Raw genomic sequence first — 19,373 nt, forward strand, 5'->3', positions numbered from 1 at the left:
CGACCCGCCCCTCTCCTCGGAGGCACCAGGCCCCGGGGGCCGAGGGATGACTCGTCATCCCCGCAGACGACCCCTCCTCCCTCAGGGGGAGGAGACCACCCCTGCTGCGTTCACCCACCGGGACGATCTCACCGGGGCCCGGCGCTCCTAGCCTGGAGTCATTCAGGAAGAACGAAGGCCACGAGTATCCCGAGGACTGACGCACCATGACCACCACCATCGACGCCGCAACCGGCCCAGCCATGGGCGTCAACCGTTTCGAGGCCCTGAAGAAGGCCGCCCCCGCCTCCCAGTCGTCCCACGCCGGGCAGCAGCGGGCCCTGGAGGCCGCCATCTGGCCGAGTCGGCCCCGCGTGGCCGGTCGGCAGTCCTTCATCGGTGCGGTGCGCGCCGAGTGGATCAAGCTGCGCACCCTGACCTCCACCTGGGTCACGTCGGCCATCACGATCGTCATCACTGTCCTGTTCGGTGCGGGCATGGCCATGGGCTACGCCGGCTCCCCCGATCGGGCCGAGGAGGCCAAGACCATGATCGCCTCGGGCTCGGTGATGGGCATGATCGTCGTCGCCGTCCTGGGGGCCCTGGTGGTCACCGGTGAGTACGCCTCGGGGCAGATCCGCTCCTCGATGATGGCCGTTCCTCGCCGCGGCCGCCTCTTCGCGGCGAAGGCGCTCGTCGTATCGGGCTTCTCCTTCGTCCTCGGGGTCCTCTGCGTGGCGCTGTCCTACGCGATCTCCCACCCGTTCATGAAGGGCCACGCCGGTTCCCTCTCCGATGCCCACTACCTGGGGCTGTTCTGGGGCACGGGGTTGTCCTTCGCGGTCATCGCGCTCATGGCCATGGGGCTCGGCTACCTCACTCGCTCGACGGCGGGCGCCATCACCGTGGTGGTCTCACTGCTGTTCGTCGTCCCCATTCCCTTCGGGCTCATGGCCGGCCGCTGGCAGTGGGCGACCAAGGTCCTGGGGCTCCTGCCGAACACCCTGTCCACCGCCGTGTCCGACCCCTTCAGCCTGGCCCACCAGTGGGGACAGGCCGGGACCACCACCTTCCTCCAGCACTGGCAGGCGATCGCCGTCTTCGCAGCCTGGACCATCGTCCCGCTGGTGATCGCCGGAGTCATCTTCACCCGCCGCGACGCCTGAGCCACCGGCTCACGCGCCCCATCAGACCCTTTCTCCGGTTCCACACAGTCGGCCCCCGCACCACTGAGGTGCGGGGGCCGACGACATCCATGCTCATCAACCCAGGCGGTTCAGGGCTGCGGCCGGTGGCCCCGGTACGTGCGCATCCAGGAACGTCCGGTCCGGCAGCGACGGTCGCCTCGATCCTCTCCCCGCTACAGCACGGCGGACATGAGGCGGCAGACGTTGTCCACGTAGCGGTTGTACCAGGGCTCGGTGGCCCACAGCTCGGGGGTCAGCTCGGTGCAGATGCCCCGGTAGTCGGCATCGTTGATGCGCAGCAGGTCGTCGAGGTCCCCGCCGAAGGCCAGCAGCATGACCTCGTAGTTGAGGGCGAAGGAGCGGAAGTCCATGTTGGAGGACCCGATGACCCCGACCTCGTCGTCGACCGTCATGTACTTCGAGTGCAGGACAGTCGGCGAGGGGTAGAGGTAGATCCGCACCCCCGCCGCCAGGAGGGCCGAGTAGTAGGAGCGCTGGGCGTGGCTGACGATGAACTGGTCGGACTCCTTGCCCACGAACAGCTCGACCTCCACCCCCCGGTAGGCGGCCGACGTCATCGCCGACAGCAGCGCCTCGTCGGGGATGAAGTAGGGGCTGGTGATGGACACGCGCCGCTTGGCCCCGTGGATGAGGGCCAGGAACATCCGCAGGTTCGGCTCGGTGGGGTATCCGGGCCCGGAGGGGATGAGCTGCATGGCGTTGACGACGGCGCCCGGACGCCCGGGCCTCGGGGCCGGCGTGCCCACCGGGATGCCCGGCAACCCCGCCATCTCCGGCAGGGTCTCGGCCGGCGTCCCCAGCGCCAGGTCGAATGCCTCGAGCTGCTCGCCGGCCTCGAAGAACCAGTCCATGGCGAAGACGGCCTGGGCCTCCAGGACGATCTCACCGGTGACCTCCACGGACAGGTCCTCCCAGCGGCGCCCGGCCCGCACGTTGCGTCGGGTCCGGTAGGTGGGGTCGATGACGTTGTGGCTGCCGATGAAGCCCCTCTCCCCATCGATGACCAGGATCTTGCGGTGGTTGCGCAGGTCCGGGCGGCGCCAGCGGCGCTTGAGCGGCAGCAGCGGCATCATGAGGCGCCAGTGGATGCCGGCGTCAGTCATGCGCTGGCAGAACTGCTTCCAACCGGGGTACTTGCGGCTGCCCAGGTGGTCCAGGAGAAGACGCACCGTGACCCCTCGGGCCACGGCGCGCTCCAGGGAGGTGAAGAAGACGTCGGTGACCTCGTCCCAGCTCATGATGTAGAACTCGACGTGGACGTGGTCGGTGGCGGCGTCAATGGCGCGGGCCATGGCCTCATAGGTGCTGCGGGGATCGGCGTGAACGGCCACCACCTCGCCGGTGACGCAGGGCAGACCGGTGAGCCGGCGATTCATGCGCAGCGCCCCGGCCAGATAGGTCGAGGGCCGGGCGCCCTTGGGCAGGTCGGGCATGGAGCGGGTGTAGTCGAGAGTGATCTCGTTGACGGTGTGCTGCTGACGGCGACGAGTGCCGTGCACCCACGGGCTGCCGATGAGCAGGTAGAGCGGGAGCCCCACGAAGGGCAGCAGGAAGATGAGCAGCAACCAGGCGGTCGACGACGACGGGCGGCGGTTCTCCGGAACCGTGCCCAGCGCGGCGATCTTGATGAGGTACTCGATGACGACCCAGGTCGTGGCCAGTACCGGCGGCAGCGTCATGCTCGCATCATGTCATGCCCGCCGACAGGTCCCCGCAAACATGCCTGGGCGCAGACCGAATGGTCCTGCGCCCAGGCACTGCGAAGGCCCGCCCCAGTTGAACCACCGGGTCGGGCCCTTCGCAACGAGGTCGCTTACCGGTTCCCATTCGGCAGCGGGTCCTCCTTCACCGAAACGTCCGAGCACATTCCCTTGGCTGTGGCCCAGACTCAGTGGTGACCGGTCAGTGGTACTCCCCAGTACCTCACGGTCGCCACCGTTCAGCGGTAACTATGACTCTGCCGATGCTGTCTGAGAGAAGGCTGGAAATCGCGCATCTAAATGGTGACGCTTGGTGACGATATGGTCACGGCCTTCCAAGAGTGATGACACCCTCCCTCAAATCCCTTGGAATACCACGGAATCCGTCCTCCACAGGGCGCTGTCAGTCCGACGTCGGACTTCCGAACAGGGTCTTGAAGTAGCCGTAGAAGTTCCAGTTCCCCCATGAGGTGCACTGGTCCCCGCCACGTGCGGCGGCCTCATTGGGCTGGAAGGGCGTGTAGTTGTACAGGCCTGCCGTCGCCTGGTTCGCCACCGTCACCTCAGCGCCGCCGCACTGCGCGTCGGGCGAGTAGGCGATCTGTGTCGGTCGCTGCGCCACCACGTCGTAGCCGCCCGGGTTGAGACGATAGCGATGGAACTGGGAGGCCGCCCCGTAGAGCTGGGAGGGGAAGCCGGCCCACTGGGGGTCGCAGGTCCCGTGGTCGGGGCAGGCGTAGCCGGCCGCGGCCTCGTAGTCGCGAGCGCTCAGGTTCGCGCCGGAGGCGGTGAGCAGCCCCTGCTCCTTGTGAATGAGGACGAGGAGCACCTGCGGATTGATGTCACAGGCCTGGGAGACCTCCCAGACGACGTCGGCCGCGCTGACACCGGAAGCGGCCTTGATGTCTCCGGGGCAGAAGGTGCTGGCCTGGCGGGCCTGCACGGAGAAGGTGGCGGTGGCCAGGCACTGGGTGCCGTCACTGCCCGGCTGGCAGCCGGCGTTGACCCTGGTGACGAAAGCGGCGACCTCCTCGCGCGTCATGGCCTTGGAGTCGTAGAAGACCTCATCATCGATGATGCGTGCGGCGCTGAAGCCGCTGGCGTCGGGCACCAGAGGTGCCGGAGCGGAACCCGTCCCATCGTGAGAGGCCTGCCCCCACCCCAGAGTGAGCCCGCCGAGGGAGGAGCCGGTCGCGCGCAGCGAGATCACCCCCACCAGGAGCGTGACCAGGAAGGCTGCGAGGACGACGCTGATCGGGCTCTTCAGGAAGGAGAGAGCAGAACCGCCCTTGCGCCGTCGTCTCCGCCTGATGCCGGCACGGCGGAGACCGAAGCGCTCGCCACCCCCTCGACGCCCCTTCCCCTGCCCGGGACGGTGACTCGCACCGTCCCGCCGAGCGCGGTCGGCGCCACGCTGCACGGTCGGGCGGGCGCTGCGCGGAGCTCGTGCAGGCTGAGGCGAGCCAGACCCGGCGGTGCTTCGTTGGGGCCGCGGACGTCGGCCGGAGGGATGGTGGGACATCGGCGACATCGTGTCACATCACGACAGGATGCACCGCCCGAAGAGACCCGGACTTCCCGAGACGACCAGCAGACCAGGAGCCGTCGGGAGGCGATGCGCCCCACAGGGCCGTCGTCGGCCGGGTACGACCACCGGCGAATACCGTGGGTCCGTGAATCTTCCCGATGTCCTGAGCCTGGCGCGTTCCCTCATGGAGAAGGCCGACATCGGCGACTGGGACCTGGCCTTCGACCGGGCTCGTCGTCGAGCCGGCCAGACGGATCATGCGCGACGGCGGCTCACGCTCAGCCGGCACCTCATGAGCCTGTACGACGAGACGCAGGTCCGCGAGACGATCCTGCACGAGATCGCCCACGCCCGCGTAGGCCCCCACCACGGGCACGATGCCGTCTGGGCGGCCGAGGCGACCCGGCTGGGGGCGACGGGCCGACGACTCATTGACGCCCAGGCTCCGAGGATCCGGGGCCGCTGGGTGGGCCGGTGCCCGGCAGGTCATGAGGTGGACCGCATGCGCCGCCCGGCCTCACCCGTCTCCTGCTCGCGCTGTGCCCCTCGATTCAGCCTGGAGCACCTCCTGTGCTGGAGTCTCGACGGAGAACCCGTCCCCCATGAGCGGATCAGCGAGCGCTACAGCCGCCTGCTGAGACTGGCTCGAATCCGACCAGCGGAGGAGTCCACGGACCCCTCCGGGACGCTATCGTCTTGCCCACTACCATCACCAGACATCCCAGAGGAGGAGTAGCCCATGATCGTCACCACCACTCCCACCGTTGAGGGATACCCCGTGACCCAGTACCTGCGAGTCGTCTGCGGCGAAACCATCGCCGGAGTCAACGCCCTCAAGGACATGGCGGCCGGGTTCCGAAACCTTGTGGGCGGTCGGTCCCAGACCTATGAGGCCGAGCTTGTTCAGGCCCGAGAGAGCGCTTTAGCCGAAATGGTGCAGCGCGCACAAGAGCTCGGCGCCGAAGGCGTCGTCGGCGTCGACATCGACTACGAGACGCTGGGCTCGGACAACGGCATGCTCATGGTGACCGCCTCAGGTACCGCCGTACGATTCTCCCCCGCTTCCTGAGCACACTCCTCGCACGATTAAGCAGCATCAGTCTGCGCAATGGACGCCCCGTCTGTGACGAAACAGACCAGTCACCCGAGCGTTGACTCCCGGACCACCAGCGTCGGAATGAAGGTCTCGCTGCACGCCCGCCCATCCTCGGCGAGAAGCAGTTCGGCGGCCGCGGCACCCATTTCACGCATCGGCTGATGCACGCTGGTCAGCGGTGTGATGAGCTCAGCTGCGAACGAGATATCGTCATAACCGACAACGGCCACGTCGCCGGGAATCGATAGACCGCGACGACGTATCTCCCGCATGGCACCGATCGCCATCTGGTCATTGGCACAGAAGATCGCCGACGGCGGGAGCGGAGCATCCAGGAGCCTGGCCGCTCCCGCCGCCCCGGAAGCCGCGTCGAAACTTCTCGAGCCGACCTTGGACTCGACATCCTGAAGAACCTCTACAGGATCGAGCCCTCTCGCCGTGAGCTCCTTGAGGACACCGTCGTGCCGGTCCTTCGCCTGTCGTATAACGAGGGGACCGTTGACGAAGCCGATTCTGCGATGGCCGATCTCCAGCAGGTGAGAGATAGCAGCTCGAGCGCCCGCGACATCATCTCCGACAACGGTGGACATTTCAGGAATGGGTGGATGGTCCATGAGAACTACCCGAATACTGCGCTCCACGAGCATTCCAAGTCTGTCCAGCGTCGTGGCCGAGGGCATGATGATGACGCCTCGTAAGCTCATGCCGACCAGTAGCGACAGGATCTCCTGCTCGCGGGCAGAGTCGGCATCCGACGAGCACAGCATCGGTACGCACCCCGACTCGTGCAAGCGATCTTCAATTCCACGGGCTGCTTCAGTGAAAAAAGGGTTGGACACATCATGGACGACAACTCCCACAACGCTCGACCCCCGATCACGCAGGCGGCGCGCAGTCTCTGAACGCACAAACCCCAGAGACGCGATAGCCCCCTCCACACGCTTGCGAGTCACCTCAGAGACGCGTTCAGGATGATTGAGCACGTGGGAGACGGTGCCCACAGACACACCTGCGCGGACAGCGACGTCTCGCACGGAAGGACGCACTGACACACCTGTACCCACAGCACCCCTTAGGTTGAGCGGAAGCGCGAGCACAGCCACCCCATCTCTCGATGGCGACAGCGCTCTGAGTCATTTGGCATCGCCCCCTGCCGCCCGGCACTACGGGAGCCGGGCGACATCATCCCATGAAAATCGGCCTGGGTCGCGCAGCACCGACGTGCCGAGGCCATCAAGCACACCCGCCTCAACAGAGGTTGCCACTTAAAGTGAGCGATGCTACATTGATTGAAACGATTCATTTCAATCGGCCCCACACCTACTGCTCCCCCTCACGGACAAGGATGTTCGATGACCACGACCACCTCACTCTCCGCATCAGCCGACCGGGATCAGCTCACGACGCTTCTCGATCACACGGCACAGCGCTCGCAGCAGCGCTGCTGCTTCCTCCTCCGGGTACGTCCCGAACGTCTGACCGAGTACATCGAGGTTCACCAGCACGTCTGGCAGGACATGCGCGACGCTCTGAGCAACGCCGGTTGGCGCCGGTACTCCTTGTTCCTGCGACCCGAGGACGGCCTCGTCGTCGGCTACTTCGAGTCCGATGACACCGCCGCCGCAATGAGGGCGATGGAGGACGAGGACGTCAATACACGCTGGCAGACGGAGATGGCCCAGTACTTCGTCCAGCCCAGCGGCGGTACGCCCGAGATCCTCGCCCAGTACTTCTACCTCGCATAAGGCCCTGTTCCGCCCACCTACAGATCTCTCAAGGAGGAGAGAATGGCTCGCACCCCTCTAACCGGCTGGAAGGCGACTGCCGCCGTCTCCATGTCGAACTACATCGACTCCGGTTCCATCATCGCGATCGCAACATCACTCGGCTTCTGGGGCAAGGCGTACTTCCCCGACGACGACGGCACCATTGCCGGCCTTCTGGCTGCCTTCAGCGCCAACGCCTTCGGCGCCGCCATCGGCGCCCTCATCGGCGGGCCTCTGTGCGACAAGTACGGACGTAAGTTCATCTACACCTACGACCTGCTCCTCTACGCCCTCGGTGGTCTCGTCGTCGTCTTCACGACCAACCTGGCCATGCTCTTCGCCGGCTTCATCATCATCGGCCTGGCAGTGGGAGCCTCCGTTCCCGCGGGCTGGACCTATATCGCGGAGTTCGCTCCCACCAATCAGCGCGGCAGGCACATCGGCGCCACCCAGCTCGCCTGGTCCTTCGGCCCGTTCATCGGCTTCGGCCTGGCGGCGGCGCTGACTCCGTTGGGCCTGCTCGGCAGCCGCATCATCTTCGCCCACCTTGTCGTCATCGCCCTGGCCACCTGGTACATCCGGCGCGGCCTTGAGGAGTCCGAGACCTGGGAGGCCGCCAAGGGTGGAGCGGACGCCAAACCCCCTTCGATGTGGGCATCCTTCCGCAAGCTGTTCAACCGTCGCGTCAACATCACCGCCCTGGTGTTCCTCGCGGTCATCTACACATGCTGGAACCAGGCGGCCTCACAGAACGGGATCTTCCTGCCCACGATCCTCAGCTCCATGGGTTACGAGACTTTGCAGACCGACCTGTTCTCCATGCTCTCCTGGGGCTTCGTCATCGTCTCCACGTTCATCTTCATGGGTCTGGTCGACCGGATGCCCTACCGCTGGCACTATCTGGCAGGCGGACTGCTCGCCATCGCGTCCTGGATCATCCTGGTCTTCGGCCCGTCCGACGCCGCCTGGACCGCTTTCGGCTACACGATCATCTGGGGCCTCTCAGCAGGTCCGTCAGCGCAGGCCTTCTACTCCGTGTGGTCTCCCGAGCTGTTCGCGACCCCGTACCGCTCGGCGGCCCAGGGCATCGTCTTCTTCGTCGTGCGTCTGGCCTCCGGTCTCATCTCCCTGATCTTCCCCGTCATCCTCGCTCGCCCGGGCGGACTGCTGATCGACGGCGTCATCCTCATCGGATTCCTGGTGGTCGCCACCGCCGTCGGAACGATCGGCGCCCCCAGGACCCAGGGAAAGAGCCTGGAGGAGATCGAGATCGAACGTTACGGAGAGCGCGTGATCAACGCGTGATCGCCGACCGGTCGAGGCCGGGCCTCATGAGAGCCGGGCCTCGACCATCTCCGCTGCACCTGGGACGAACCCGCCTTCAGAACCACGCTCTCTCGCCCCAAAACACTGACAACCCAACGAATCAGACCCACAGGAACGGAGAACCGCTATGCCCAGCCCAACCCTGTCCGACCTGTCCCCGGAGACACTCAACCTGCTGAAGACCCAGACAATCGAGCTGCCCAGCTGGGCCTTCGGCAACTCAGGCACTCGTTTCCGCGTCTTCACCACCGCAGGCGTCCCCCGTGACCCGTACGAGAAGATCGACGACGTCGCTCAGGTCAACGCCTTCACCGGCATCACCCCTCGAGTCTCCCTTCACATCCCGTGGGACAAGACCGACGACTACGACGCCCTTCGCCGGCACGCCGAGGACCGCGGTATTCGGATCGGGACGATCAACTCCAACGTGTTCCAGGACGAGGACTACAAGCTCGGCAGTCTGACCAATCCTGATGAGCGGGTTCGTGCCAAGGCGATCGCCCATCACCTGGAGTGCATTGACATCATGCGGGCCACCGGCGCCCCGGCACTGAAGATCTGGTTACCGGACGGAACGAACTACCCCGGCCAGGACTCCATCCGCGAGCGCCAGGACCGACTTGCCGACTCCTTGTCCGAGATCTACGCGGCGCTCGACGACGACCAGCTTCTTGTCCTGGAGTACAAGTTCTTCGAGCCCGCCTTCTACCACACTGACGTGCCGGACTGGGGGACCAGCCTCGTCCACTGCCTTTCCCTCGGCGAGCGAGCCAAGGTGGTGCTGGACACCGGGCACCACGCACCAGGAACGAATATCGAGTTCATCGTCGCCCAGCTGGTCCGCCTGGGACGTCTGGGAGCCTTCGACTTCAACTCACGCTTCTACGCCGACGACGACCTCATTGTTGGGGCGGCCGATCCCTATCAGCTCTTCCGCATCATGAACGAGATCATCGCCGCCGGGGCGCTGGCACCTGACTCCGGTGTCAACTTCATGCTCGATCAGTGCCACAACCTGGAGGAGAAGATTCCCGGAGAGATCCGTTCGGCGACCAATGTCCAGGAGGCCACTGCCAAGGCGCTGCTGGTGGACCGGGAGGCCCTGAAGGCGGCTCAGCTGGCCGGCAACGTCCTGGAGGCCAACGACATCTTCATCGATGCCTTCAACACCGACGTGCGACCGATGCTCGCCGAGCTGCGAGAGTCCCAGGGACTGGCACCCGATCCGATGCGGGCCTTCCTCGATTCCGGGTACCTCGAACGCATCCGCTCGGAGCGCGTCGGAGGCAACGCCGCGGGTTGGGGGGCCTGAGTCCCTGACGGATCTGGAGCGGGGCAGGCGGCTCCCCTGCCCCGCCCGATCGGTTCCAGGCCCTCCCGGATCCACTCCTGACACCAACCTCCGAAAGGTTCTCTCATGCCCGACGCCACTCCCGTCCACATCGGTGCGGTGGACCTCGGCGCCTCCTCCGGACGCGTCATGGTCGGCACCATCGCCGACGGACACCTCTCCCTCACCGAGATCCGCCGTTTCTCGAACAGCGTCGTCCCTGTACCTACCAGTGACGGCGAGCGTCTGTTCTGGGACGTGCTCCACCTGTGGAACGAGGTACGCCAGGGGCTGCTCACCGCTGTTCGCAGTGTCGGCCCTCTTTCCGCGATCGGCATCGACACCTGGGCGGTGGACTACGGGCTGGTCAATTCCTCCGGCGCGTTGTCCACCCAGGTCCACGCCTACCGCTCAGCACGCACCCAGGGGGTTCCCGAACAGGTCTTCGCCAGGATCCCCGCGCAGGAGGTCTACGCCATCAACGGGCTGCAGGTGCAGGACTTCAACACATTGTTCCAGCTCATGGCCCAGGAACGAGACGACGGCTTACCTCGAGAGCCTGACGGCACCAACACCCACACCTTGCTGCTCCTGCCGGATCTTCTCGCCTGCTTCCTCACCGGCAAGCGGATCGCCGAGGTGACCAATGCATCGACCACCGGACTGGTTGATGCATGCCGCAGGACCTGGTCCCTTCCCCTGCTGAAGCGCCTGCGCACGGAGATCGGTCTCGACCTGGATGATCTCCTTCCTGACATCATCGAGCCGGGAACCGTCATCGGAACAGTTCGGCCCGAGGCGGCGGACATCGTCGGCCCTGACGGGAGGCCCACTCCCGTCATCGCTGTCGGCAGCCACGACACGGCCTCAGCAGTCGTCTCCGTGCCGGCCACGGACTCCGACTTCGCCTACATCTCCTGTGGAACCTGGTCGTTGGTCGGCCTGGAGCTTGACGAGCCGGTGCTCACTGAGGCCTCTCGGGCTGCCAACTTCACCAATGAGCTCGGTGTCGACCACACCGTTCGCTATCTCAAGAACATTATGGGGCTCTGGGTTCTCAACGAGGCCGTTCGCACCTGGCACGGCCAGGGCATGGAGATCGCCCTGCCTGAGGCCGACGCCGCCGCGGCAGACGCCGAGCCGTTACGAACCGTCGTCGATATCAATGATGCCTCCTTCTACAGTCCCGGCGACATGGCGGCGCGCATTGATGAAGCCGCGCACGCCACCGGACAGCCGTGTCCTCGAGATATCGGGGAGTACATCCGCTGCATCAATGACTCCCTCGCCCTGGCCTACCGCCGCGCGGTGCGCCAGGCGGTGGAGCTCTCGGGGCGAGATGTGAAGGTGCTGCACATCATCGGCGGTGGTATCCGCAACCGGCTTCTGTGTCAGCTTGCCGCCGACGCAACCGGGCTCCCCGTGCTAGCCGGCCCTGCAGAGGGCACGGCCCTGGGAAACATTGTCATCGCCGCTCGAGGAGCCGGTGTGATCGACGGAGATCTGAGCGACCTACGGCGCCTGATCCGTAGCTCAAGTCGGCTGACGCGGTACACGCCCAACCTCGACGCCTCCTCCGACTGGGATGACGTAGAACGTCATCTCTTCGGCTGATCCGCGCCCGACCAGCATCCCTCCGCACGAGAAAACACACGACTGGAGACAACAGAACCATGACTACTCAGAAGACCACTCACCTGACTCTGGATAAGATCCTTGCGCGAATAGGGGCCGCCGGACTCCGGCTGGATCATATGAACGCCGTTGAGGCAGGTGCTGGCAATATCTCGGTATCGGTCACCGCAGACGCCGACGAACTGGGTCTGGCCGAGCACCTTCCACAAGCACATCCTGGTACGAAGCTGCCACTGCCGGCTCCGGCGCTAGCCGGCCGGACAGTCTTCGTCACCGGCTCAGGATGCCGCCTACGCGACATTGCCGGTGCGCCCGAGGCGAATGTGTCCGCTTTCGTAATCGACGATGGCGGAGCCACCGGTACCTGGTACACCCACCCGAAGCGGGAGTACCTGAGGCCGACGAGCGAGTTCAACTCCCATCTGGCCGTCCATAACGATCAGGTTGAGCGGCGCGCCGTGGGCTTTCAATCCGTCATCCACGCCCAGCCCCCTTACCTGGTCCAGCTGTCCCACATGAGAGATATCCGTAGCACCAAGGAGCTCAACCGCCGCATCCTGCGGTGGGAGCCGGAGACGATCGTTCAGCTGCCGTCTGGCATTGAGGTGCTCGACTTCATGGTCCCCGGCTCTCAGATGCTGATGGAAAGCACTGTGAAGGCCTTGCGCGATCACGTCATGGTCATGTGGTCCAAGCACGGGGTCATGGTGCGCTCCGATACCGACCCCTTGGCCGCCGTCGACAAGGTGGAGTATGCCGAGACCGGCGCCATGTACGAGGTCCGCAACCTCATGACGGGAGGTCTCGGTGAGGGGGTTACCACCGATGAACTGCGCGCGGTTGCCAGAGCATTCAATGTTCCGACCGACCTTCTCTGACGTCATCACGTCGATCTGACCACAGTGGCGTCTCATGACTTCTGAGCGATGATGAGCGCCCCACTCCACTAGGAAGACTCTTGACTCACTGAAACGACCCGACCGCGATTTTCCCAGATTTTTCCCAGGATTCTGTCCCTCGTCTTCACAGGGTAAGGGCGTTACATAGTCATCACCGCCGGACAGGGACGGTCTCGAGGGTTGGGGAGCCCAGTGACAGATCGCGACTCTGAGATGGTGTCGGGTCATAGGGAGCCCGGCGTCGCCGCTCCGGCGAAGGAGGAACCTCCTCCTCGGGTGCATGGGACCCCGGGTTGCAGGTGGGACCTCGCGAGGCTTGGGCCCGCGGTTCGGACTTCCGAACCGCGGGCCGAGTCCTTTCTCAGCCCCGCTGGCACACCCTCCCTGGCTTCTCCTGTCCCACCCTCGCGCTATCAGAGAATTCGTAGAGACCACGGCGGACGAGGTACGCCAGGATAGGACGCATGACCGACTCAGCACAGCCCGTCTTCTCCCGCCGCTCCACCGCTCGCGTGAGCACGGACCGCCCTTCGCGCTACGGCAAGCAGCTGGCCGCTCACATGGGCCGCAAGATCACCAGCTCGTGGGATGAGGCCGCCCAGGCCGGTTCCCTGACCTTCGACCGCGAGGGGACGACCACCGGCGTCGTCGGGCTCTCCTGTCATGAGGGCGTCCTCCAACTCGACCTGGCCGCCGACGACGAGCACCTCGAGCGCCTCGAGCAGGTCACCGGAATCCACCTGGCCCGTTTCGGCGCCAAGGAGGGCCTCGTCGTGAGCTGGATCCGTCAGGACGGGACCCCGGGCACCACCCAGGGGCCGCTGACTCCGGAGGATCTGGAACGCATGCGTGCCGAGCGCGAGGCCCGCCAGGCCTCATCCTGATGAAGCATCGCGCGTTCGTAGGGCAGGTCGCGCGTTCGCACCCTATAACCCTCGAACGCGAGCCCTCAGGTACGACCCCGACGGCGGCTGCCTACGCGGCCGTCTCCTCGTCGGCGACGGGGTTGCCCACGCGCAGCATGAGGAGCAGACCGGTGGCCAGCACGGCGACGATCCCGAGGATCCCCCAGTAGTTCGCGCCCGGACCGACGATGCGCGTCCCCAGGTAGATGAAGATGCCGTACATCGCGGGCGCCATGAAGGAGACCGCGCGCCCGGTCGTCGCGTAGAGGCCGAAGATCTCTCCTTCCTGACCCTCCGGGATGAGGCGGGCCAGGAAGGACCGGGCGGCCGACTGGGCCGGCCCCACGCAGGCCGACAGGAGCAGGCCCAGCACCCAGAAGGCCACGGTCCCGGCGGTGTGCAGGAAGAACACCAGCAGTCCGGCCACCACCAGGATGATGAGGCTGGCCATGATGACGTTGCGCGGGCCGAAGCGGTCATCGAGCCGCCCGGCCCAGATGGTGGCGATACCGGCCACGATGTTGGCCACGATGGCGAAGATGATGACGTCGCCCGATGAGAAGCCGAAGGTGTTCTGGGCGATGATGCCGCCGTAGGTGAAGACCCCTGCCAGCCCGTCCCGGAAGACGGCGGCGGCCAGCAGGAACCACAGCAGGCGCGGCTGGAGGTGGTGCAGCTGGAGCAGGGTGCGCCACAGCAGCTTGTAGGACGTCAGGATCGACTCCTTGTGCCTGCCCTGATGGGAGACGGCCTCCTCCGGCTCAGCCTCCATGGCGGCCCGGTCTCGTCCCGGTTCAGCAGTCACCATCCCCTCACCGACCTCCGTGACGTCCTCGGCGCTGGAGCGCCCAAGGCTGCGGGAGCGGTTGATGAGGACGGGAAGGGCGGACACACCGAACCAGGCCGCCGCCACCAGCATGGCGACACGCACCCCCATCCCGCTTCCAGCGGCGAAGGAGATCAGGGGGCTCGGCCCCACGAGGGCGACGTAGAGGATGAGCAGCAGGACGATGCCGCCGAGGTAGCCCATCCCCCACCCCAGGCCACTGACGGCACCGATGCGGTCCTTGGAGGCCAGGTGGTTGAGGATGGCGTTGTAGTTGACCGAGGCCAGCTCGAAGAAGATGTTGCCGAGTCCCAGCAGGACGATGCCGAGCCACAGGTAGCCGGGCTCAGGTCGCACCAGGAACAGAGCAGCCGAGACCACTACCACCACCGCGGTGTAGCCCCCGAGCCAGAAGACGGTTCGCCCGCCTCTGTCAGAGCGCTGCCCGGTCACCGGCGCCAGCAGGGCGATGAACAGACCGGCGATGGCCAGGCCGATGGACAGCGCCGACTCGTTGTCCGCCTTGGCCCCGAAGGAGTCACTGACCAGGTAGACGGTGAAGACGAAGGTGGTGATAACCGCGTTGAAGGCCGCCGACCCCCAGTCCCACAGGCCCCAGGCGATGACGGGCCAGGACAGGAGCCGGGTGCTGGAGCCGGCCTGCGTCGGAGCAGTCACTGTCGTGCTCATGGAAGAGACGATAGAACCATCCGGGCCGGTGAAGGTACCGAAAGGGGAACAGACCTGATAGTCAGTTCTCCCCGTTCCCCTCGGCGGGGCGACTCCTCTGAGCGGGCCGCTGCTCCAGGAGCAGCTCGGCCAGCGCCAGATCCATCGGCGTGGTCACCTTCATGGCGCGCTCGTCGCCGGGAACGACGACGACGCTGCCGCCACTGGCCTCAACGAGGCCCGCGTCGTCGGAGGCGGCGAGCGCCTCGTCTCCGGCCCGCGCTGCCCCGGCACGATGGGCCGCGACGAGCACGGAGGTCGCGAAGGCCTGGGGGGTCTGGACCGCCCGGAGCCGGTCCCGCCGGGGGGTGCCGACGACGGGCTCGGGCTCCCCCTCCTGGCGGGCCTCGACCTCCTTGACGGTGTCGGTCACGGGCAGCGCCGGAACCACGGCCTCGTGTCCGGCTCGCACGGCGGCGATCACCCGCTGCGTCACCTCCGGCGGCGTCAGCGCCCGCGCGGCGTCGTGGACGACGACGACGTCGGCCTGCGGCACGGCGGCCAGGGCCGCCGCGAGCCCCAGGGCCACGGAGGCCTGCCTGGAACGGGGCGACCCGGCGACGACCTCGATACCGCCGCACCGGCCCGCCTCAGCCCCGGCTGATTCGTCCGACAGGCCCTCGAGCTCGACGCGGAAACGGTCGACCTCCTCGGCGGGGGCGGTGACGACGATGTGGCTGACGACGCCCGAGGCCATGAGTCCTGCCGCCGCCCGCCGCAGAAGGCTGACGCCACCCACCGGGACGAGGGCCTTGGCGACCCCGGCTCCCAGACGAGAACCGGAGCCCGCCGCAGTGAGAACAGCGACCGCCCCACCCGGAGCGGAATCGGGCGGGGCGGATGATTGCGATGAAGGGCTGGTGCTCACGAGCAGGACGCTACCGCGTACCCGACGGCCTGAGCACGAGCGCTGCGCGACCTAGGAGGCGAGGACCTCGTCCAGGCGGGACTCGGCCTCCTCCTCGGGAGTCTTCTGGGCCAAAGCCAGCTCGGAGACGAGAATCTGTCGGGCCTTGGCGAGCATGCGCTTCTCGCCTGCGGACAGACCGCGGTCCGTGTCACGACGGGAGAGGTCGCGCACGACCTCCGCGACCTTGATGACATCCCCGGAGGCGATCTTCTCCTGATTGGCCTTGAAACGGCGAGACCAGTTCGTGGGCTCCTCGGTCAGCGGCGCTCGCAGCACCTCGAAGACCTTTTCCAAACCGGTCTCGTCAACCACGTCACGGACACCGATGAGCTCAACGCTTTCGGCGGGAACCAAGATGGTCAGGTCACCCTGGGCCACCTCGAGCTGCAGATACGTCTTCTCCTCACCGCGTACCTTGCGTTGCCGGATATCAATGATCCGGGCGGCTCCGTGGTGCGGGTAGACGACAGTCTCACCGACTTCATAGGTCATAAGGATGACTCTCCAGACTGGTTTGCGGACCTCTAGTTTATCAGGTCATTCCGCGCAAAGATCGGGGACGTATCTCACAGAGGTCACGTCGGGTGAGGCCTGGGACCGGGGTCGAAAACTCCGGTGTCACCCGCACACGCAGATCAGTGCTCCGAGTCCCCATCCAGGCGATAGCCGAGTCCCCTGACCGTGGTGATAAGAACCGGTTTGGAGGCGTCCGACTCAATCCTGCCCCGGAGTCGTTTGACATGGACGTCCAGAGTTTTCGTGTCGCCCCCGTAATCGGGCCCCCACAGACGCTCAATGATCTGGCTGCGGGTGAGCACGCGGCCGGGGTTTCGCAGAAACAGCTCCAGGAGCTCGAACTCCCGCAGCGGCATGGCGACCACCTCGCCGTCGACTCTGACCTCGTGCCGCTCGACGTCCATCCGCACCGGGCCGGCGCCCAGAACCGGTTCGGACTCGGGGGTGGCGGCGCGGCTACGGCGCAGAACCGCCTTGAGCCTGGCCAGGAGCTCCCGGTAGGAGTAGGGCTTGGTGACGTAGTCGTCGGCCCCGATCTCCAGGCCGACGATCTTGTCCAGCTCGGTGTCCTTGGCAGTGAGCATGATGACCGGCACGGAGGAGGTGCGCCGGATGCGCGTGCACACCTCGGTCCCGTCCAACCGCGGCAGCATGAGGTCCAGCAGGACCAGGTCGATGGGGCCGACACCACCGGGGCGCCGGGAGGCCTCGAAGATCTCGACGGCGCGCTGACCGTCCTCGGCCTCGACCACCTCGAAGCCGTCGCGCCGCAGGCCGAAGGCGAGCGGGTCGCGGAAGTTCTCCTCATCCTCGACCAGGAGGATTCGAATCGGACCGCTCACCGGCATCATCGGCGACGTGGCCGACGCACCGGAGGGGGCGACCGGCCCTGCACCCGCCCCAGTGCCCGACGCTGCGGAGTGCCCGGCCGGGCTCATGACCCGCTCCCCGAGGAGTCACCCGCTGCGGCGTCGGCGGGCTCGCCCTCGGGCAGGCGCGGCAGCACGAGGGTGAAGGTGGAGCCGCGCCCCGGGGCGGACCACAGCTCGACGGTACCGCCGTGGTCGGCGGCCACGTGCTTGACGATGCTCAGGCCCAGGCCGGTGCCGCCGGTGGCCCGCGAGCGGGCCTTGTCGACCCGGTAGAAGCGTTCGAAGACGCGCTCCTGCTCCTCCTTGGGGATGCCGATGCCCTGGTCGACCACGGCGATGCGCACGATGTCGGGGTCCTCCGCGTCCAGCGAGACGCCCACCGAGACCCGGGTGCGCGGCTCGGAGTAGCGGATGGCGTTGTCCAGCAGGTTGCGCACGGCGGTGGTGATGAGGGCGGCATCGCCGCGCACCCGCAGCCCCTTGGTCCCCCCGGCCACAAGGGTGATCTGGCGGCCGTCGGCCTCGACGCGCACCCGGTCCACGGCCTCGGTGACGACGTCGTCGATGTCGACGGCCTCGGGCTCTGCCAGGGCGTCGCCCTCCTGGAGGCGGGTGAGCTCGATGATCTCCTGGACCAGGACGCCCAGGCGCCGGGCCTCCTTGCGCATGCGCCCGGAGTAGTCGCGCACGAAGTCGGGGTCGTCGGCACCGGCCTCAACGGTCTCGGCGAGCAGCTGGATCGCGCCGACCGGGGTCTTGAGCTCGTGGGAGACGTTGGCGACGAAGTCGCGGCGCATGGCCTCCACCCGGCGGGCGGCGGTGTGGTCCTCGATGAGGATGAGGACACGCCCCTGGCCGATGCCGGCCACCCGCACCTGCAGGTGGAACTGGCCCGCGCCCGGCACCCGTCCCCGGGCGACGGTGACGGCCGCGTCCTGCGCCTGGCCCGAGACCCGCACGCGGCCCACCATCGCCACCACGGTCGGCTCGATGACGGCGTCGTCGCGCACGATGTTGAAGGTGTAGGCCGACGCCGAGGCGCGCAGGACCTCGTCGTCGTCATCGAGGACGACGACTGTCGAGCGCAGCGCCGCCAGCACCGGGACGGCCGTGTCGGTCCCGGCCAGGCCGGCGAGGTCGGCGGCGCTCGTGGCCGCCCTGCGCTCACGCCGGGACAGCGCGATGCCGATCCCCACCCCCAGGCACATGAGGCCGGCGGCGGCGAGGAGGAGAACGGTGACGGTCAGGCCCACGCTTCTAGGGTAGTTGAGTCCCCACGGCGCCTACCGGCCGGCTCCGGCCCTGGGCGTGCCGCTTGCGGCGGCGTCGTGGGGCTGCTGTGCTTAGGGACAACATCCTTGGCGGCGGCCTCGGCGGGATCGTCGAGCAGCGCCGTCGAGCCACATCGCCGACCGGCCCGATCCATCGGCCCTCGCCCGGAACAGGAGCAGCCTCATGCGCGCCATCTTCAACCAGGAGCTCAAGCAGCTGGGCTCCGACCTCGAGTCCATGGCCAACCAGGTCGCCACCGCGATCGAGCGGGCCGCGGAGTCCCTGCGCCAGGGGGACATCGTCATCGCGGAGCAGGTGATCGACGCCGACGAGCGCATCAACGACCTCCAGCGCGACATCGACGACCTGTGCGTCATGCTGCTGGCCCGTCAGCAGCCGGTGGCCGGGGACCTGCGTAACGTCCTGTCCGCACTGCGCATGGCCCAGACCCTGGAGCGCCAGGGCGACCTGGCTCGCCATGTGGCGGCCATCGCCCGCGGCCGTTACCCCGAGCCGCCGCTGCCCGAGCCGGTCCTGGGCCTCATCCTGGAGATGGCGGACCTGGCGGTGCGCGCGGGCAAGGACGTCGCCCGCCTCATCTCGACGCGGGACCTGGAGCTGGCCTCCGTCATTCAGACCAACGACGCCGAGCTCGACGCCCTGCACCGCCGCTCCTTCCAGATGATCCTGGATCCGGCTCACGACCTGAGCCGCCAGCAGGTCATCGACGCCGTCCTCATGGGCCGGTTCCTGGAGCGCTTCGGCGACCACTCGACGTCGGTGGCCAGCCGCGTGGCCTACCTCGTCTCGGGCGCCTCCATGCCGGAGACGCACGACGCCGAGGATGCCGACGCGCTCCACTGAGCACCCGAGACT

18 protein-coding genes are annotated in these 19,373 nt (G+C 66.9%); 10 read left to right on the forward strand and 8 right to left on the reverse strand.

The features are described 5' to 3' along the window. The first annotated feature begins 206 nt into the window (after positions 1 to 206). Positions 207 to 1,145 carry an ABC transporter permease subunit gene (locus BKH28_RS07385; RefSeq protein WP_081380083.1) on the forward strand — a complete coding sequence of 313 codons (939 nt, stop codon included), beginning with the start codon at positions 207 to 209 and terminating at the stop codon, positions 1,143 to 1,145. A 194-nt stretch (positions 1,146 to 1,339) separates the two neighbouring features. Here the strand turns inward: BKH28_RS07385 and BKH28_RS07390 are convergent, their stop codons facing one another. After that, positions 1,340 to 2,866 carry a phospholipase D-like domain-containing protein gene (locus BKH28_RS07390; protein ID WP_075418194.1) on the reverse strand — a complete coding sequence of 509 codons (1,527 nt, stop codon included), beginning with the start codon at positions 2,864 to 2,866 and terminating at the stop codon, positions 1,340 to 1,342. 424 nt (positions 2,867 to 3,290) lie between these two features. Beyond that, complete coding sequence (locus BKH28_RS07400) at positions 3,291 to 4,307, reverse strand: hemagglutinin (protein ID WP_256695530.1); 1,017 nt, start codon at positions 4,305 to 4,307, stop codon at positions 3,291 to 3,293. 253 nt (positions 4,308 to 4,560) lie between these two features. Between BKH28_RS07400 and BKH28_RS07405 the strand changes: the two genes are divergently transcribed. Then, positions 4,561 to 5,151: a SprT-like domain-containing protein gene (locus tag BKH28_RS07405; protein WP_075418195.1), complete on the forward strand. Its 591-nt coding sequence runs from the start codon at positions 4,561 to 4,563 to the stop codon at positions 5,149 to 5,151. 3 nt (positions 5,152 to 5,154) lie between these two features. Further along, complete coding sequence (locus BKH28_RS07410) at positions 5,155 to 5,484, forward strand: heavy metal-binding domain-containing protein (RefSeq protein ID WP_075418196.1); 330 nt, start codon at positions 5,155 to 5,157, stop codon at positions 5,482 to 5,484. A gap of 71 nt (positions 5,485 to 5,555) precedes the next feature. On the opposite strand, the gene BKH28_RS07415 is transcribed toward BKH28_RS07410, so the two are convergent. Beyond that, a complete protein-coding gene (locus BKH28_RS07415; RefSeq protein WP_343283756.1) occupies positions 5,556 to 6,614 on the reverse strand; it encodes a LacI family DNA-binding transcriptional regulator in 1,059 nt (352 codons plus the stop codon). 249 nt (positions 6,615 to 6,863) lie between these two features. Between BKH28_RS07415 and BKH28_RS07420 the strand changes: the two genes are divergently transcribed. The 6 genes from BKH28_RS07420 (at position 6,864) to BKH28_RS07445 (ending at position 13,351) form a co-directional block, all read left to right on the forward strand. Beyond that, positions 6,864 to 7,256 (forward strand): L-rhamnose mutarotase, encoded by a 393-nt coding sequence (locus BKH28_RS07420; RefSeq protein ID WP_075418197.1) that lies wholly within the window; start codon positions 6,864 to 6,866, stop codon positions 7,254 to 7,256. 42 nt (positions 7,257 to 7,298) lie between these two features. Continuing rightward, complete coding sequence (locus BKH28_RS07425; protein WP_075418198.1) at positions 7,299 to 8,582, forward strand: MFS transporter; 1,284 nt, start codon at positions 7,299 to 7,301, stop codon at positions 8,580 to 8,582. Between the two features lie 148 nt (positions 8,583 to 8,730). Next, positions 8,731 to 9,915: an L-rhamnose isomerase gene (rhaI, locus tag BKH28_RS07430; RefSeq protein ID WP_075418199.1), complete on the forward strand. Its 1,185-nt coding sequence runs from the start codon at positions 8,731 to 8,733 to the stop codon at positions 9,913 to 9,915. A 105-nt stretch (positions 9,916 to 10,020) separates the two neighbouring features. Next, the gene (locus BKH28_RS07435; protein WP_075418200.1) at positions 10,021 to 11,547 is read left to right on the forward strand and encodes a rhamnulokinase; all 1,527 of its coding nucleotides are present in this window, start codon (positions 10,021 to 10,023) and stop codon (positions 11,545 to 11,547) included. Between the two features lie 59 nt (positions 11,548 to 11,606). Then, complete coding sequence (locus BKH28_RS07440) at positions 11,607 to 12,446, forward strand: class II aldolase/adducin family protein (protein WP_075418201.1); 840 nt, start codon at positions 11,607 to 11,609, stop codon at positions 12,444 to 12,446. Positions 12,447 to 12,931: 485 nt separating this feature from the next. Next, positions 12,932 to 13,351, forward strand: coding sequence for a DUF2218 domain-containing protein (locus BKH28_RS07445; protein ID WP_075418202.1), 420 nt, complete (start codon positions 12,932 to 12,934; stop codon positions 13,349 to 13,351). A 91-nt stretch (positions 13,352 to 13,442) separates the two neighbouring features. Here BKH28_RS07445 and BKH28_RS07450 read toward each other — a convergent pair whose 3' ends face one another. From BKH28_RS07450 to BKH28_RS07470, 5 genes are all read right to left on the reverse strand, one after another. Then, on the reverse strand, positions 13,443 to 14,888 hold the full coding sequence (locus tag BKH28_RS07450) for an MFS transporter (RefSeq protein WP_075418203.1): 1,446 nt from the start codon (positions 14,886 to 14,888) through the stop codon (positions 13,443 to 13,445). Positions 14,889 to 14,949: 61 nt separating this feature from the next. After that, positions 14,950 to 15,795 carry an IspD/TarI family cytidylyltransferase gene (locus tag BKH28_RS07455; protein ID WP_075418204.1) on the reverse strand — a complete coding sequence of 282 codons (846 nt, stop codon included), beginning with the start codon at positions 15,793 to 15,795 and terminating at the stop codon, positions 14,950 to 14,952. Positions 15,796 to 15,846: 51 nt separating this feature from the next. Continuing rightward, on the reverse strand, positions 15,847 to 16,329 hold the full coding sequence (locus BKH28_RS07460; protein ID WP_003779424.1) for a CarD family transcriptional regulator: 483 nt from the start codon (positions 16,327 to 16,329) through the stop codon (positions 15,847 to 15,849). Between the two features lie 143 nt (positions 16,330 to 16,472). Continuing rightward, positions 16,473 to 17,204, reverse strand: a complete 732-nt coding sequence (locus tag BKH28_RS07465) for a response regulator transcription factor (RefSeq protein ID WP_075418205.1) — start codon at positions 17,202 to 17,204, stop codon at positions 16,473 to 16,475. Positions 17,205 to 17,287: 83 nt separating this feature from the next. Further along, complete coding sequence (locus BKH28_RS07470; RefSeq protein WP_075418206.1) at positions 17,288 to 18,478, reverse strand: sensor histidine kinase; 1,191 nt, start codon at positions 18,476 to 18,478, stop codon at positions 17,288 to 17,290. Positions 18,479 to 18,680: 202 nt separating this feature from the next. On the opposite strand from BKH28_RS07470, the gene phoU reads away from it, so the two are divergent. Further along, positions 18,681 to 19,361, forward strand: a complete 681-nt coding sequence (gene phoU, locus BKH28_RS07475; RefSeq protein ID WP_003787867.1) for a phosphate signaling complex protein PhoU — start codon at positions 18,681 to 18,683, stop codon at positions 19,359 to 19,361. Positions 19,362 to 19,373: the final 12 nt, after the last annotated feature.

It is taken from the genome of Actinomyces oris (assembly GCF_001937665.1).
Classification (GTDB): domain Bacteria; phylum Actinomycetota; class Actinomycetes; order Actinomycetales; family Actinomycetaceae; genus Actinomyces; species Actinomyces stomatis.

Excerpts from the sequence above, each read along its gene's own strand:
- BKH28_RS07385 (WP_081380083.1), top strand. The coding sequence starts at position 207 with ATGACCACCACCATCGACGCCGCAACCGGCCCAGCCATGGGCGTCAAC.
- BKH28_RS07390 (WP_075418194.1), bottom strand. The coding sequence starts at position 2,866 with ATGACGCTGCCGCCGGTACTGGCCACGACCTGGGTCGTCATCGAGTAC.
- BKH28_RS07410 (WP_075418196.1), top strand. The coding sequence starts at position 5,155 with ATGATCGTCACCACCACTCCCACCGTTGAGGGATACCCCGTGACCCAG.
- BKH28_RS07420 (WP_075418197.1), top strand. The coding sequence starts at position 6,864 with ATGACCACGACCACCTCACTCTCCGCATCAGCCGACCGGGATCAGCTC.
- BKH28_RS07425 (WP_075418198.1), top strand. The coding sequence starts at position 7,299 with ATGGCTCGCACCCCTCTAACCGGCTGGAAGGCGACTGCCGCCGTCTCC.
- rhaI (WP_075418199.1), top strand. The coding sequence starts at position 8,731 with ATGCCCAGCCCAACCCTGTCCGACCTGTCCCCGGAGACACTCAACCTG.
- BKH28_RS07435 (WP_075418200.1), top strand. The coding sequence starts at position 10,021 with ATGCCCGACGCCACTCCCGTCCACATCGGTGCGGTGGACCTCGGCGCC.
- BKH28_RS07440 (WP_075418201.1), top strand. The coding sequence starts at position 11,607 with ATGACTACTCAGAAGACCACTCACCTGACTCTGGATAAGATCCTTGCG.
- BKH28_RS07445 (WP_075418202.1), top strand. The coding sequence starts at position 12,932 with ATGACCGACTCAGCACAGCCCGTCTTCTCCCGCCGCTCCACCGCTCGC.
- BKH28_RS07450 (WP_075418203.1), bottom strand. The coding sequence starts at position 14,888 with ATGAGCACGACAGTGACTGCTCCGACGCAGGCCGGCTCCAGCACCCGG.
- BKH28_RS07460 (WP_003779424.1), bottom strand. The coding sequence starts at position 16,329 with ATGACCTATGAAGTCGGTGAGACTGTCGTCTACCCGCACCACGGAGCC.
- BKH28_RS07465 (WP_075418205.1), bottom strand. The coding sequence starts at position 17,204 with ATGATGCCGGTGAGCGGTCCGATTCGAATCCTCCTGGTCGAGGATGAG.
- phoU (WP_003787867.1), top strand. The coding sequence starts at position 18,681 with ATGCGCGCCATCTTCAACCAGGAGCTCAAGCAGCTGGGCTCCGACCTC.